The sequence below is a fragment of the Achromobacter pestifer genome, from assembly GCF_902859625.1.
Lineage (GTDB): Bacteria > Pseudomonadota > Gammaproteobacteria > Burkholderiales > Burkholderiaceae_B > Achromobacter > Achromobacter pestifer.
Genome location: NZ_CADIJX010000001.1, coordinates 1,351,693 through 1,367,122, shown reverse-complemented (window position 1 = coordinate 1,367,122; position 15,430 = coordinate 1,351,693). Strand labels below are relative to the sequence as shown.

Sequence of the window (15,430 nt, the reverse complement as noted above, 5' to 3'; positions counted from 1 at the left end):
TTGATGCATGCCTGACAGAACGTCAGGTGCGCTTCTTGGCGATCATCCCAACCACGAACAGCACGATGATGGCACCCACGACGGATGCGATCCAGCCGGCGGGTTCGCCTTCCGCATACCAGCCCATCGTCTGGCCCAGGAACCCGGCGACGACGGCGCCGACGATGCCCAGGATGGTAGTCATGATGATTCCCATGTTCTGGTCTCCGGGCATGATGGCCCGGGCGATCAGGCCCACGATGAACCCGACAATGATCATGATGATGAAGCTCATGCGCGTACTCCTTACTAGGGGAAAGGGGGCAATGTGCACTGATGATACCCACCCTGGGAATCGCGCGGCTGTAACAACTGGTATGCGGTACGGATATTTGGCGCAAGGCCGCAACATATTTCGGGCAGGGCCGCAACATGTTGCAGCGCACCGCCCGGTCGTCGCATCGTCGCCACAGCCCGGGGTCAGGAGGTCAGATCGATCAATTGGCGCACGTCTTTGGTCAGCGCATCGATGCTGTCGGTGTCGGACGCCAGCAAGCGGGCTTTGCCCTCTTTGTCGAAAATGTACACGCCACGGCTGTGCGTGACTTCATACATGTCGGCGTCGTCGCCCGGGCGGGGTTTTTCGATCTGATACGCGACGCGGTAGCGTCGGGCCAGGTCGGCAATCTGCTTCTCGTTGCCGGTCACGCCAATCGCGTTGTTATTGAAGGCATTGACGTAGGCCTGCAAGATGTCGGGCGTGTCGCGGTGGGGGTCCACGCTGACGAACAGGATGCGCACGTCGCGGGCCTTGTCGCCCAGGTTTTGCAGTACGGCCGTCAGTTGCGCCATCGTGGTGGGGCAGATATCCGGGCAACTGGCATAGCCGAAGAACAGCAATACCGTCTTGCCCTTCAAGTCGTCGCTACTGACTGTTTTGCCGCCGGCGCCGGGTAGCGAGAATTTCAGGTCGGGCAAGTGGCCCTTCACGTTATAGAGCGTCCAGTCGACATTCCGGTCGCCGCATGCGGCAAGCAATACGCACAGGGCCAGCAGCAGGCCACGCCAGGCGCGGCCGGTAATGAGGTGTCGCATAAGTCCAAGGGCTGAAAGGGTTGGATGGAGAAAGCCGGGACAGACCCTTGGATTCTACCCGCAAGGCCGGTGTGCCCCTGGCGTGCCCGAGTCGTTGCGCGCCTCGCGCCTGCCCGCTGATTGACCTGGCGCAAAGATCCGATGCCGCTGGGGCGAACCGACTTGTGAAAGTTTGTCTGGATATTGTTGGAGAACTGGCAATTTCGCCCCACCGGGACACGCTGACGCTCTACATTCAGCGCCTTGGCAGTACTTGGTGTCTCAAGGGGAATCAAATCGTGGACATGGCCGTGGGCACCGCCCTTCGTTATCCGTACTATCCGTACTACCCGGTCGTTGTGGATATTTTGCGCAGCCGTCTGGCCGACCGTGTGCTGGACGCGCCTTGCGGGCAGGGGTGGCTGGGCGACACGCTGCCTGGCGCCAGTGGCCGGCAGGTGGTGCTGGACGGCGTTGGCCTATGGCAATTTCCGCCTGCAAGCGCGGGTTATCAGTCCGTGACCGAGCACGACCTGGATACGCCGCTGACCGTCGCTGAACACTATGACGCCACCGTCTGCTGCGAGGCCATTCACTTGATGACCAATCCCGGCGTGCTGGTGCAGAGCCTGTACAAAGCGTTGCGTCCGGGCGGCACGCTGATCATTACGACACCGAACACGTGGTATTTCCGGTCGCGGCTGCAATTTCTTCTGCGCGGCTTCCATTCGGGTTTCCGCCCCATGATCGGCCGCCAGCGGGGAGAGGACTACATCACCTATTTCCCCTGGAGCTTTCCGCAACTGCATTTGCTGTTGTCGCACTATGGCTTTGCGAACATCACGTTGCACGAGGTCGACGAGGCCAAGCCCAAGCGGATGATCGAGCATCTGCTGGCGGTGCCATCGCGGTTGTATTACCGGCGGCGGATCAAGCGCGCGGAAACCGAGGAAGTCCGCGAATTCTGGAAGCAAGCGGGGTCCGATCAATCGGTGCATGGCCGCTGGCTGGTGGTCTCGGCGCGCAAGCCGGCCGAGGAAAAATAACGGCCCGCGCGTGGCGGGCCGTGGGGTAGGGGAATCGCGCGCTTAGTTGCCGCTCATTCCGCTATGGCGCAGCAATGCGTCAATGCGCGGGGGACGGCCCCGGAAGGCGGCAAACGACTCGGCTGCCGGGCGTGAGCCGCCCACGGCCAGCACTTCGCGGCGGAAGCGCGCGCCCGTGGCGGCGTCCAACGTGCCCAGGGCGTTACCGGATTGTTTGGCCGCCGCTTCCTCGAAGGCTTCGTAGGCATCGGCGGACAGTACTTCGGCCCACTTGTAGCTGTAGTAGCCCGCCCCGTAGCCGCCCGCGAACAGATGCGAAAAAGCGTGCGGCAAACGATGCCATGCCGGCGGGAACAGCACGGCCACTTCCTGGCGCACTTCTTGCAGCAGGGCCAGCACTTCGGCGATGGTGGCGCCACGAGCCCGGTCATGCATCAGCATGTCAAACAAGGCGAATTCGATCTGGCGCACGGTCTGCATGCCGCTCTGGTAGTTGCGGGCAGCGACCAGGCGGTCGTAGAGGGCGCGCGGCAGCGGCTCGCCGGTATCCACATGGGCCGACAACTTTTGCACGACTGCCCATTCCCAGCAGAAGTTCTCCATGAATTGCGAAGGCAGTTCAATGGCGTCCCATTCCACGCTGGCGAATGCCGCGGCGCCGGGCTCGTCCACTTCAGACAGCAGCGCATGCAGCGCGTGGCCGGTTTCGTGGAACAGGGTGATGACGTCGTCGTGCGTCAGCACGGCCGCGCGATCGCCATTGGGGCGCGAGAAGTTGCAGGTCAGGTAGACAACCGGCGTCTGCACATGGCCGGCCACGACGCGGCGCGTGCGCTCGCTGTCGACCCAGGCGCCGCTTTGCTTGCCGGCGCGGGCGTAAAGGTCCAGGTACAGATAGCCGATCAGGCCGCCCGAAGGATTTTCCACCCGCACGCCGCGCGCATCAGCGTGCCACGTGGACACGGGCGTTTCCGTCAAGCGCACGTCGAACAGCTTTTCGATCACTTCGTACAGGCCGGCCAGCACGCGAGGTTCGGTGAAGTACTGCTTCACTTCATCTTCGGAATAGGCATAGCGCGATTCACGCAGGCGTTCCGAGGCAAACGCCACGTCCCAGGGTTGCAGGCTGTCCAGGCCCAGTTCACCGGTAGCGTAGGCGGTCAGTTCGGCCAGGTCGCGTTGGGCGTAGGGCTTGGCGCGAGCGGCCAGATCGCGCAGGAATACGGTGACTTCGCTGGCGTCGCGAGCCATCCGGGTTTGCAGGCGCAGCGCGGCGAAGGTGCCCAGGCCCAGCAGGCCGGATTCTTCTGCGCGCAGGGCCAGCAACTCTTCGATCAGCGGGGAATTGTCGAACTTGGCATCACCCAGCTCGGAGGCCACCGTGCCGTACCCACGGTACAGCGCCTCACGCAGAGACCGGTCTTGCGCGTACTGCATCACGGGCAGGTAGCACGGCATTTTCAGCGTCAGCTTCCAGCCCGGCTTGCCGTCTTCTTCGGCGGCGGAGCGGGCGGCAGACAGGACGTCCGCCGGGATGCCGGCCAGGCGGGCTTCGTCTTCCACCAGCAACGACCAGGCGTCGATGGAATCCAGCACGTTTTCAGAGAATTTCTGCGAGGCTTGCGCTTCACGGTCGGAGATCTGGGCGTAGCGCTCGCGATCCGCGCCTTGCAGTTCGACGCCACTCAGGCGGAAGTCGCGCAGCGCCATCTCGACGATGCGGCGGCGCACGGGCGACCACGACGCGAAATCGGGGGCGGCAGCCAGGCGCTGGTATTGCTTGTACAGGCCTTCATGCAGGCCGACCCAGGTCGAGAATTCCGTGATCAGCGGCAGCGCGGCGTTATAGGCTTCGCGCAGTTCCGGTGTGTTGACGACCGCATTCAGGTGGCCAGCCACGGACCAGGCACGCCACAGGCGTTCGGATGCGGTGTCCAGCGGTTCCACCACGGCTTCCCACGTGGGCGCCAGCGCTGCATCGGCGGCATGGTCGACGGCCAGGCGAGCGATGCCCAGCAATTCCTCGACGGCGGGCACGATATGCCCGGGCTTGACGGCCGCATAGTCAACCAGGTCGGAGACGGGAGCGAGCAGGGGGTTCTGGGTCATGGTGTTACCGGCTTGAGCAATAGCGGGCGGCACCCAGGGCGAGCGCTTGGGTGCCGGCGAAGTTCATAAGGGTCAGGTAAGGGCGATTCGCCCGAATGCAAGGGCGAGGCGGCGCCCGCAAAGGGCGCCTGGGGCAAGCGCGGGCGGCAGGCGCCCAGGCTTGCCTTGAGGGGATCAGGCGGCAGCCCGTTCCGCGGCTTCAACCGTATTGACCAGCAGCATGGCGATGGTCATGGGGCCCACGCCGCCCGGGACGGGGGTGATGGCGCCGGCGACTTCGCGGGCGGACGCAAAGTCCACGTCACCGCACAGCTTGCCGTCTTCGCCACGATTGATGCCCACGTCGATGACCACGGCGCCGGGTTTGATCATGGAGCCGTCGATCATGCCGGGCTTGCCCGTGGCCACCACCAGGATGTCCGCGCGGCGGGTCTGGGCCGCCAGGTCACGGGTCTTGGAGTTGCAGATCGTGATGGTGGCGCCGGCGGCAAGCAGCAGCATGGCCATCGGCTTGCCGACGATGTTGCTGGCGCCGACGATCACGGCTTCAGCGCCACGCACCGTCACGCCTTCCGAGTCCAGCATCTTCATCACGCCATAGGGCGTGCAGGGGCGGAACAGCGGCTGGCCGGTCATGAGCAGGCCCGCATTGCTGATATGGAACCCGTCCACGTCCTTGTCGGCCGCGATGGCCTCAATGACCTTGTGGGAGTCCATGTGCTTGGGCAGGGGCAACTGCACCAGGATGCCGTGGATGGTCGGGTCCTGGTTCAGGACGGCGATGCGGGCCAGCAATTCGGCCTCGGTCATCTCGGCCGGGTACTGTTCCTTCACGGAATGCAGGCCGGCCTTCTCGCAAGCGGCAACCTTGTTGCGAACGTACACCTGCGACGCGGGGTCCGCGCCTACCAACACCACGGCAAGACCCGGGCGCGTTCCCTTGGCCGCCAGGGCGGTCACGCGCTGGGCAACGTCTTCGCGAATGCGCAGCGACAGTGCTGCGCCGTCAATAATCCTAGCGGTCATGCATGTGCCTCGGGTTTGGCCAAGGCCACTTTCATCAAATCAGCAACGGTGGTCACTTCCAGTTTTTCCATAATATTGGCGCGGTGCGCCTCGACGGTCTTGATGCTGATGCCCAGGTCGTCGGCGATCTGCTTGTTCAAGCGGCCGGCGACGATGCGCTCCAGCACCTGCTGCTCGCGCGCGGTCAGACGCGCCAGCATGGCTTCGTGATCCTTCTGGGCCTGATGCTTGCTGACGCGCTGCGTGGCCTGTTCCAGCATGCGGGCGACGATCTCGCGCAAGTCGGACTCGTTGAAGGGTTTTTCCAGGAAATCGATCGCGCCTTTCTTCATCGTGGACACGGCCATGGGCACGTCACCGTGGCCAGTGATGAACACGATGGGCAGCGGCGCGTTGCGGGCGATCAACTGTTCCTGGAGTTCCAGGCCGCTCATGCCGGGCATGCGCACGTCGGCAATCAGCACGCCGACCTGGCTGGCGTCGTAGTCTTCCAGGAAGGATTCGCCGCTGGCGTAGGCGCGAACGCGGTAGCCGTTGGCTTCCAACAGCCAGCGCAACGAATCGCGGACAGCTTCGTCGTCGTCAACAATGAATACCGTGCTCGACAGGTGGGGCGTGTTCATGCGTGCAACTCCTCGGACTGATCATTCTGGGCCTGCGTCTGGGACGCAGCGCAGGGCAGGGTAAAGCGGAAAATAGTACCGCCGGCGGGGTTGGGATCCGCCCACAGGCGGCCGTGGTGCGATTCAATAATGGTACGGCAGATATTCAGCCCCATGCCCAGGCCCTGGGTCTTGGTGCTGAAGAAAGGTTCAAACAGGCGTTCGGGTTCGGCCAGGCCATGGCCGCGGTCCACCACGGCAACCTCGATATGCTGGTCATGCAGGATGACCGCCACCTTGAGTTCGTCGGACTCGCTATTTTCCATGGCTTCCAACCCGTTCTTCAGCAGGTTCAGCAATACCTGCTCGATCAGGATCGGGTCGGCCAGCACATCCGGCGCGTTCGACGGCACGAAGCTGTCGATGCGGATGCGGCGCTTGCGGGCGTCGATTTCGGCAAAGCCGATGGCATTGTCGACAATGCGGCCGATGGCCACGCGCTGGCGGCGCGGTTCGCTGCGCTTCACGAATTCGCGGATGCGGCTGATGATCTTGCCGGCGCGCTCGGCCTGTGCCGCCGCCTTTTCCAGCGCAGGCAGCAGCATGTTGGGGCTGGTGTGGCCGGCCTTGACCAAGGCCACCGCGCCCATGCTGTAGTTGGCGATGGCGGTCAGCGGCTGGTTCAGTTCGTGCGCCAGCGACGAGGCCATTTCGCCCATCGTCGTCAGGCGGCTGGTCAGCTGGATCTTTTCCTGCTGCACGCGGGATGCCTCTTCGTGGCCACGGCGCTCGGTGATGTCGCGCGCCACCTGCATGCGCACGCGACGGCCATCGGTCCAGGCCAGCATCCGGTGATGGACTTCAAACCAGCGCTGCACGGACGGCGCGAACACTTCCACCGATTCGTCGGTGAAGCGGCCGCGGCGGCCCGCCAGCAGTTCGTCGTGGCCGCCCGTCTGCGCGCCGAAAACCCGGCGGTAGGTGCGGTTGGCGAACAGCAGTTCCAGGCCGTCATGGGTGTCGGCCGTGACGGAAATGGCGTCGTCCAGGCCTTCCAGCACCGTCATGAAGCGTTCGTGCGCGGCGGTCAGGGCCTCGCGGATGCGCTTGGGCTCGGTGATGTCGGTCATCGACGTCATCCAGCCAATCTGGTTGCCGTTGGGATCCAGCAGCGGGGACACATACATGCGCGCCGTGAAGCGCGAGCCATCGCGGCGCTGGGCTTCCACTTCCAGGCCGCTGCTGGGCGTCTTGCCCGACATCAGCACGTCCAGCGTGTGCTGGTGCTGTTCGTGGCGGCCAGGCACCCAATAGGGGAAGGGGGGGCTGCGGCCGATCAGGTCGGCCTCGTTCCAGCCGATCATGCGGCAGAACGCTGGATTCACGTAGGCAATGCGTCCTTCCATATCCAATACGCGCATGCCGGTGGACATGGAATTCTCCATGGCACGGCGAAAACCGGTTTCGGCGATCAGGGCGGCCTCGGCGGCGGAGCGGAAGCGGGTATAGCGCCACAGCATCAACAGGCTGATGACGATCACGCAGGACAAGGCCAGCACCACCCATATCAGGCGTTGCTGACGCATTTCCTGGTCGATCGTGACAAACATGACGCTATCGTCATGAATGCGTTGCAGCCAGAAGAACACCGCCATCACACAGATGTAGAGGATCAGCACCATCGCAGGCGTGACCCAGTACACGCCGCGGCGGCGGGTGCGGGCGTGATCGTGGAACGGCGTAGGAATATTGGACTTGGGCGCGCTGGACATGGAATTCGGGCCAGATAGACCGCGCATTTTAGTGCGTGTTGGAAGGGAATTGCCGGGAATCAACGCCTGCTTTTGGCGGATGGCCTAAAAAGTACGGTCAGGAGGCGTTCAGCTTGCATTCATAATTTCATATTATGAAATGCCGTACCGCAACATGAAATTTTCCTTGCGACCGGTTAATCTTCTTTCTTAGAATGCCGGCTGATAGGGAACCGACCCAAAGCAGGTCTCTAGAAAAACGCCCCGACCCATGCCTGACATGGTAGCCCGGATGATCCCGGCTACCATGCAGAGTCCGCGAGTAGACAATCAAGCGGGTGTGGTCACGAACGAACCCCAACAGGAGACACACGATGTCCTCTTTCGCCCAGGCTGGCGCCCCGCAGGCTGCCAACGACGAAGACACCCTTGAAACCCAGGAGTGGCTCGAAGCCCTGGCGGCAGTCCTTGATCGCGAAGGGCCGCAGCGCGCGCACTACCTGCTGGAACGCTTGATCGACGAAGCCCGTCGTTCGGGTGCCCACATCCCGTTTTCGCCGAATACCGCTTACGTCAACACGATTCCCCCCGGTCTGGAGCCGGCGCATCCGGGCAACCTGGAGCTGGAATCGCGCATTCGCTCGTATGTGCGCTGGAACGCCATGGCGATGGTTGTTCGCGCCAACAAGCACAATCCGCCGGACGGTGGCGACCTGGGCGGCCACATCGCGTCGTTCGCCTCGCTGGCCACCATGATCGGCTGCGGCCAAAACCACTTCTGGCACGCGGAAGATGAAGGCCACGGCGGCGACCTGGTGTATTTCCAGGGCCACACCTCGCCCGGCATGTACGGCCGCGCCTATCTTGAAGGCCGCCTGACCGAAGAACAGCTGAACCACTTCCGCCAGGAAGTGGACGGCAAGGGCCTGTCGTCCTATCCCCACCCGAAGCTGATGCCGGATTTCTGGCAGTTCCCGACGGTGTCGATGGGTCTGGGCCCGCTGATGGCCATTTACCAGGCTCGCTTCCTGAAGTACCTGCACGCCCGTGGCATTGCCGACACCAGCAACCGCAAGGTCTGGGTATTCTGCGGCGACGGCGAAATGGACGAACCCGAATCGCTGGGCGCCATCGCCCTGGCGGCTCGTGAAAAGCTCGACAACCTGATCTTCGTGGTCAATTGCAACCTGCAACGCCTGGACGGCCCGGTGCGCGGCAACGGCAAGATCATCCAGGAACTGGAAGGCGACTTCCGTGGTTCCGGCTGGAACGTGATCAAGCTGATCTGGGGCGGTTACTGGGATCCGCTGCTGGCGCACGACAAGGAAGGCATCCTGCGTCAGATCATGGAAGACACGGTTGATGGCGAGTACCAAGCGTACAAGGCCAACGACGGCAAGTTCGTCCGTGAACACTTCTTCGGCAAGCATCCGAAGCTGCTGGAAGCCGTGTCGCGCATGAGCGACGAGGACATCTGGCGCCTGAACCGTGGCGGCCACGATCCCCACAAGGTGTACGCCGCGTTCAACGCCGCGACCACCCACACCGGTCAACCCACCGTCATCCTGGCCAAGACCATCAAGGGCTACGGCATGGGCCACGTGGGCCAGGCCAAGAACCCGACCCACCAGCAAAAGAAGCTGGAGCTGGACTCGATCCGCGAATTCCGCGACCGTTTCGGCATCCCGATTCCCGACGACCAGCTGGAAGACCTGCCGTACTTCAAGCCGGCCGAAGATTCGCCGGAAATGAAGTACCTGCACGAGCGTCGCGCTGAACTGGGCGGCTATCTGCCGCGTCGCCGCGCCAAGGCCGATGAGCACCTGAAGGCCCCGGCGCTGGACGCCTTCAAGGCCGTCCTGGAGCCCACCGCCGAAGGCCGCGAAATCTCGACCACCCAAGCCTTCGTGCGCATCCTGAACCAGGTGCTGCGCGACAAGGAACTGGGTCCGCGCGTCGTGCCGATCCTGGCCGATGAATCGCGCACGTTCGGCATGGAAGGCCTGTTCCGCCAGATCGGCATCTACGCGCCGGAAGGCCAGAAGTACACCCCGGTCGATAAGGACCAGGTGATGTACTACAAGGAAGCGGCCGACGGCCAGCTTCTGCAAGAAGGCATCAACGAAGCGGGCGCCATGAGCTCGTGGATCGCGGCGGCCACGTCGTATTCCTCGAACAACCGCATCATGATTCCGTTCTTCATCTACTACTCGATGTTCGGGTTCCAGCGCATTGGCGATCTGGCCTGGGCAGCGGGTGACATGCAGGCGCGCGGCTTCCTGTTGGGCGGCACCGCCGGCCGCACGACGCTGAACGGCGAGGGCTTGCAGCACGAAGACGGCCACAGCCACATCCTGGCCTCCACCATCCCGAACTGCGTGTCCTACGACCCGACGTTCGGCCATGAGCTGGCCGTGATCATCCAGCATGGCTTGAAGCGCATGGTGGAAAATCAGGAAAACGTCTATTACTACCTGACGGTGATGAACGAAAACTACCCGCAGCCCGGTCTGACCCAGGGCGACGAGGAAGGCATCATCAAGGGCATGTACAAGCTGAAGTCGCACGGCAAGGGCAAGAACCGCGTGCAACTGATGGGCTCGGGCACGATCCTGCGCGAAGTCATGGCTGCGCAAGAACTGCTGGAAGCCGACTGGGGCGTGGCATCGGATCTGTGGAGCGTCACCAGCTTCACCGAACTGCGCCGCAACGGTCTGGACGCCGAACGCCACAACATGCTGCACCCCGAGGAAAAGGCCCCGCAAGTGGCCTACGTCACCGAGCAGTTGGCCAAGACGGAAGGCCCGATCATCGCGTCGACCGACTACATGAAGTTGTTTGCGGACCAGATCCGTCCGTTCGTGCCCAAGGGCCGCGAATACAAGGTGCTGGGCACCGACGGTTTCGGCCGCTCGGACTTCCGCTCGAAGCTGCGTGAGCACTTTGAAGTGGACCGTCACTTTGTCGTGGTTGCCGCCCTGCGCGCGCTGGCAGACGAAGGCAAGGTTCCGGTTGCCAAGGTGGTGGAAGCCATCAAGAAATACGGCATCAACCCGAACAAAGCCAACCCGCAATACGCCTGAGGGTAAAGAGACATGAGCAACATCGTGCAAATCAAGGTTCCTGATATTGGTGACTTCAAGGAAGTGGAAGTCATTGAAGTGCTGGTGGCAGTGGGGGACACGATCAAGGCCGAACAAAGCCTGATTACCGTGGAGTCCGACAAGGCATCGATGGAAATCCCCGCGTCGCAAGGCGGCGTGGTGAAGTCGATCACCGTCAAGGTCGGCGACAAGATCGCCGAGGGCGCCGTGGTGCTTGAATTGGAAGCCGCCGACGCCGCTGCACCCGCCGCCAAGGAAGAGGCCCCCAAGGCCGCTGCCAAGGAAGCCCCCAAGCAAGCCGCTGCCGCTGCCCCCGCCGCCAAGGCCGAAGCTGCCGCGCCGGCCGCTGCGGCAAGTGGTCCGGTCAATGTGGAAGTGCCGGACATCGGCGACTTCAAGGAAGTGGAAGTCATCGAGGTCCTGGTCGCCGTGGGCGACACCATCACGGCCGAGCAAAGCCTGATTACCGTCGAGTCCGACAAGGCCTCGATGGAAATCCCGGCCTCGCAAGGTGGCGTGGTCAAGGAAGTGAAGGTCAAGGTTGGCGATAAGGTCGCCAAGGGTTCGGTCGTGGTCGTGGTGGAAGGCGCCGCGGGTGCGGCGGCTCCTGCCGCCAAGACTGAAGCCGCCGCTGCTCCGGCCGCGAAAGCGGAAGCCAAGGCTGAAGCGCCCGCTGCTGCCGCGGCACCGGCTTCGCGTCCGGCTCCCGCCGTCGCGCTGGAAGACGCCAACCTGAAGCCCGGCCAGTTGCCGCACGCCTCGCCGTCGGTGCGCAAGTTCGCTCGCGAACTGGGCGTGAACCTGAGCAAGGTCAAGGGCTCGGGTCCGAAGGATCGCATCACTGCCGACGACGTGCGCGGTTTCGTGAAGCAGGCGCTGGCCGCCGGTCCCGTTGCCGCCGCAGGCGGTTCGGGCGATGGCGCCGCGTTGGGTCTGTTGCCGTGGCCGAAGATCGACTTCACCAAGTTTGGTCCGATCGAAGCGAAGCCGCTGTCGCGCATCAAGAAGATTTCCGGCGCGAACCTGCACCGCAACTGGGTCATGATCCCGCACGTCACCAACAATGACGAAGCGGACATCACCGATCTGGAAGCGCTGCGCGTCACGCTGAACAAGGAAAACGAGAAGTCGGGCATCAAGGTCACGATGCTGGCGTTCTTGATCAAGGCCGTGGTTGCGGCCCTGAAGAAGTTCCCCGAGTTCAATGCGTCGCTGGATGGCGACAACCTGGTGCTCAAGCAGTACTACCACATCGGTTTCGCCGCCGATACGCCCAACGGGCTGGTGGTGCCGGTGATTCGCGATGCCGATAAGAAGGGCATTTTGCAGATCGCGCAGGAAATGACGGACCTGTCCAAGAAGGCGCGCGACGGCAAGATCTCGCCCGCTGACATGCAGGGCGGCTGCTTCTCGATTTCGTCCCTGGGCGGCATCGGCGGCACCTCGTTCACGCCGATCATCAACGCGCCTGAAGTGGCCATCCTGGGTGTGTCCCGTTCGGCTCACAAGCCGGTCTGGGACGGCAAGCAATTCGTGCCGCGCCTGATCGTGCCGCTGTCGCTGTCATATGACCACCGCGTCATCGATGGTGCTTCCGCCGCGCGTTTCAACGCCTATCTGGGCGCCTTGCTGGCCGACTTCCGCCGCATCGCGCTGTAAACGGGGAGCCCTATGAGCAATACCGTTCAAATCAAAGTGCCGGACATCGGTGACTTCAAGGAAGTGGAAGTCATTGAAGTGCTGGTGGCAGTGGGCGACACGATCAAGGCCGAGCAAAGCCTGATCACCGTGGAATCCGACAAGGCTTCGATGGAAATCCCCGCGTCGCAAGGCGGCGTGGTGAAGTCCATCGCCGTGAAGGTCGGCGACAAGGTGGCCGAAGGCGCCGTGGTGCTGGAAGTGGAAGCGGCCGCCTCGGGCGCCGCTGCCGCGCCCGCCGCCAAGGAAGCGCCTGCCAAGGAAGCCTCTGCCAAGGAAGCCCCCAAGGCTGCCGAAGCGCCCAAGCAAGCCGCAGCGGCTCCTGCCGCGTCGAGCTTCAAGGGTTCGGCCGATGGCGAATATGACGTACTGGTGCTGGGCGCCGGCCCTGGCGGCTATTCCGCCGCCTTCCGTGCCGCCGATCTGGGCCTGTCCGTGGTCCTGGTCGAACGCTACCAAACGCTGGGCGGCGTCTGCCTGAACGTGGGCTGCATTCCGTCCAAGGCGCTGCTGCACAACGCCGCGGTCATCGATGAAGCGCGCGAGCTGGCCGCACACGGCATCAGCTTCGGTGAGCCCAAGATCGACCTGGACAAGCTGCGCGGCTACAAGGACAGCGTGGTTGCCAAGCTGACCGGCGGCCTGGCCGGCATGGCCAAAGCCCGCAAGGTCACCGTGGTGCATGGCGTGGGCGAGTTCGCCGACCCCTATCACCTGACCGTGAAAGCGGCCGACGGCAAGACCCAGACGCTGCGCTTCAAGCAGGCGATCATCGCCGCTGGCAGCCAGTCAGTGAAGCTGCCGTTCATGCCTGCCGACGACCGTGTCGTCGACTCCACCGGCGCGTTGCTGCTGCGTGAAGTGCCCAAGAAGATGCTGATCGTCGGCGGCGGCATCATCGGCCTGGAAATGGGCACGGTGTATTCGACCTTGGGCGCGCGCCTGGATGTCGTGGAAATGCTGGATGGCCTGATGCAGGGCGCCGACCGCGATCTGGTCAAGGTATGGCAGAAGAAGAACGCCTACCGCTTCGACAACATCATGTTGAAGACCAAGACCGTGGGCGCCGAAGCCAAGAAGGACGGCATCTACGTCACCTTTGAAGGCGAGGGCGCTCCCAAAGAGCCGCAACGCTACGATCTGGTGCTGCAAGCCGTGGGCCGTAGCCCCAACGGCAAGAAGATCGGCGCCGACCGCGCTGGCATCGCCGTGACCGACCGCGGATTCATCGAGGTCGATCGCCAGATGCGCACCAACGTGCCGCACATCTACGCCATTGGCGACATCGTCGGCCAGCCGATGCTGGCGCACAAGGCGGTGCATGAAGGCCACGTCGCGGCGGAAGCCGCAGCCGGCCAGAAGTCGTTCTTCGACGCGCGCGTCATTCCGTCGGTGGCCTACACCGATCCGGAAGTGGCGTGGGTGGGCCTGACCGAAGACGAAGCCAAGAAGCAAGGCATCAAGATCGAGAAGGGCGTGTTCCCGTGGGCCGCCTCCGGCCGCGCCATCGCCAATGGCCGCGACGAGGGCTTCACCAAGCTGATTTTCGACGCGGAAACGCATCGCATCCTGGGCGGCAGCATCGTGGGCACCCACGCTGGCGACCTGATCAGCGAACTGGCCCTGGCCGTGGAAATGGGCGCGGATGTCGTCGACATCGCCAAGACCATCCACCCGCATCCGACCTTGGGTGAATCGGTGGGCATGGCAGCCGAAGTGGCTGAAGGCGTCTGCACCGACTTGCCGCCGATGAAGAAGAAGTAAGGTTGCCGGGCGGTTTCTGCCGCCTGCTTCCCAAACAAAAGCGCCGGCCCTGATCAGGGGCCGGCGCTTTTTTTATCCCATGCCGCAACGCGCGGCGTCTGGATATCAGGCTTGCGTATTGATGCGCGAACCCAGCGTGCTGTCGATGGCCATCGGAGGCACGGACTGCATCAGCGTCGCAATGGTGTCCGCTTGGGCATTCAAGGCTTTCTTCAATACCCGGGCCTGGACTTCCTGCATGACGTTTGCGTCTTTCAGGGCCAGGGCGGTATTGACGGTGTTATTGACGGAGTCCATGTCGCGGTGTCCTAAGCAGGAAAAGGTCGGGCCAAGCCCAAAGTCATCGCATTATTGCGCAGGTTCTGGGTTCGATGCAAAGCATTGTTACCCGCTTTCGTGGCCATCCCGTGACAGGCATGGCCGTTGGTTCAAGGTTGTGCCGGACATTCCTTGACGATGCCCCAGCCATGATTCGGCTCGCAGAACTGCTTGCGCGCCGCCCAGGCGCAATCCGGCCGCTCGAAAAAGCCCAACTGGGCGCAGCGGGCCAATTCGTCCTTCAGCGAATCCACCCACGCCATTGGATTCTGAGCCGGGATTTCAGTGATGCGCAGCGTGGACTGCGGCCCGGTGGTGACGGGCGCGGGTTCCACGGCCCCCGCAGTCGCGGGTGGGGGCGGCGCCGTTGCCGTTTCAGGATGCGTTGTGCGGGGCGTGTCGGCCGTGGGCTCCTGCGCGACGGTAGGCTCGGCCTCTGGCGTCGCGGCGGGTTCAGGCTGAGCGGGAGGCGATGCGGCCTTGTCGTCTGGGTCATGCTCCCAGTCGGATGGCTCGTCTTCGGGCGTGAGCGCGGGCAAGGGCAGCAGCGGTACGCGGATCGGGCTGGCCGCGGTGTTTCCGGTGATCCCGTTGTTCGGCGCGTTCCAGGAGACGACCAGCAACACCAGCGCACCATAGATGGCCAGGGTATAGAGCACGGTCAACGTGGCCGAACCCACGCGCCGCCCGGTGATGGGGGGCGCATCGTCGCGGCCCAGCAAGGTGCGCCAGCTGACAACTGCGGCGCCCGGGGCAGAGATCAACCACCAACCGAACCGGCGTAGGCAGCCCGGTTGGGGAGGGGGATGCGTGGCCTGCACCTGGGCGGCCAACAACTCGCGCAAGGCGCGGTTTTCTTCACGCAGACGCAGGGTCTGTGGATCCACCGGCGCCTGAGAGTCTGGATCCGGAGTGCCGTCGTGCTGCATAGCGAGTGGATCTGGGGGCGTGGCGGTCAT

Annotated in this window: 12 protein-coding genes; 4 read left to right on the top strand and 8 right to left on the bottom strand. The window is 63.5% G+C overall.

Going from position 1 to position 15,430, the window contains the following annotated elements; all coding sequences use genetic code 11:
* Positions 1 to 22 precede the first annotated feature (22 nt).
* Complete coding sequence (locus tag HV753_RS05965) at positions 23 to 274, bottom strand: GlsB/YeaQ/YmgE family stress response membrane protein (RefSeq protein WP_006227402.1); 252 nt, start codon at positions 272 to 274, stop codon at positions 23 to 25.
* Between the two features lie 185 nt (positions 275 to 459).
* Positions 460 to 1,074 (bottom strand): SCO family protein, encoded by a 615-nt coding sequence (locus HV753_RS05960; RefSeq protein WP_175173462.1) that lies wholly within the window; start codon positions 1,072 to 1,074, stop codon positions 460 to 462.
* 284 nt (positions 1,075 to 1,358) lie between these two features.
* Between HV753_RS05960 and HV753_RS05955 the strand changes: the two genes are divergently transcribed.
* Positions 1,359 to 2,099, top strand: coding sequence for a class I SAM-dependent methyltransferase (locus tag HV753_RS05955; RefSeq protein ID WP_175173697.1), 741 nt, complete (start codon positions 1,359 to 1,361; stop codon positions 2,097 to 2,099).
* Positions 2,100 to 2,141: 42 nt separating this feature from the next.
* On the opposite strand, the gene HV753_RS05950 is transcribed toward HV753_RS05955, so the two are convergent.
* From HV753_RS05950 to HV753_RS05935, 4 genes are all read right to left on the bottom strand, one after another.
* Positions 2,142 to 4,208 (bottom strand): M3 family metallopeptidase, encoded by a 2,067-nt coding sequence (locus HV753_RS05950; RefSeq protein WP_175173461.1) that lies wholly within the window; start codon positions 4,206 to 4,208, stop codon positions 2,142 to 2,144.
* A gap of 174 nt (positions 4,209 to 4,382) precedes the next feature.
* Positions 4,383 to 5,234 carry a bifunctional methylenetetrahydrofolate dehydrogenase/methenyltetrahydrofolate cyclohydrolase FolD gene (gene folD, locus HV753_RS05945; protein WP_175173460.1) on the bottom strand — a complete coding sequence of 284 codons (852 nt, stop codon included), beginning with the start codon at positions 5,232 to 5,234 and terminating at the stop codon, positions 4,383 to 4,385.
* On the bottom strand, positions 5,231 to 5,857 hold the full coding sequence (locus HV753_RS05940) for a response regulator transcription factor (protein WP_175173459.1): 627 nt from the start codon (positions 5,855 to 5,857) through the stop codon (positions 5,231 to 5,233). The genes folD and HV753_RS05940 overlap by 4 nt, the downstream gene beginning before the upstream one ends.
* Positions 5,854 to 7,608 (bottom strand): PAS domain-containing sensor histidine kinase, encoded by a 1,755-nt coding sequence (locus tag HV753_RS05935; RefSeq protein ID WP_175173458.1) that lies wholly within the window; start codon positions 7,606 to 7,608, stop codon positions 5,854 to 5,856. The genes HV753_RS05940 and HV753_RS05935 overlap by 4 nt, the downstream gene beginning before the upstream one ends.
* A 353-nt stretch (positions 7,609 to 7,961) precedes the next feature.
* Here HV753_RS05935 and aceE point away from each other — a divergent pair, with 353 nt between their 5' ends.
* The 3 genes from aceE to lpdA are packed head-to-tail and all read left to right on the top strand — an operon-like array spanning position 7,962 to position 14,153.
* Entirely contained in the window at positions 7,962 to 10,670 is a 2,709-nt protein-coding gene (aceE, locus tag HV753_RS05930; protein WP_175173457.1) for a pyruvate dehydrogenase (acetyl-transferring), homodimeric type, read from the top strand.
* A gap of 12 nt (positions 10,671 to 10,682) precedes the next feature.
* On the top strand, positions 10,683 to 12,350 hold the full coding sequence (gene aceF / locus HV753_RS05925; RefSeq protein WP_175173456.1) for a dihydrolipoyllysine-residue acetyltransferase: 1,668 nt from the start codon (positions 10,683 to 10,685) through the stop codon (positions 12,348 to 12,350).
* A 12-nt stretch (positions 12,351 to 12,362) separates the two neighbouring features.
* Positions 12,363 to 14,153 carry a dihydrolipoyl dehydrogenase gene (gene lpdA / locus HV753_RS05920; protein WP_175173455.1) on the top strand — a complete coding sequence of 597 codons (1,791 nt, stop codon included), beginning with the start codon at positions 12,363 to 12,365 and terminating at the stop codon, positions 14,151 to 14,153.
* A gap of 105 nt (positions 14,154 to 14,258) precedes the next feature.
* On the opposite strand, the gene HV753_RS05915 is transcribed toward lpdA, so the two are convergent.
* Both HV753_RS05915 and HV753_RS05910 read right to left on the bottom strand, forming a co-directional pair.
* A complete protein-coding gene (locus HV753_RS05915; protein WP_175173454.1) occupies positions 14,259 to 14,450 on the bottom strand; it encodes a putative motility protein in 192 nt (63 codons plus the stop codon).
* 131 nt (positions 14,451 to 14,581) lie between these two features.
* Positions 14,582 to 15,358: a hypothetical protein gene (locus HV753_RS05910; protein WP_246288160.1), complete on the bottom strand. Its 777-nt coding sequence runs from the start codon at positions 15,356 to 15,358 to the stop codon at positions 14,582 to 14,584.
* Between the last annotated feature and the right edge of the window lie 72 nt (positions 15,359 to 15,430).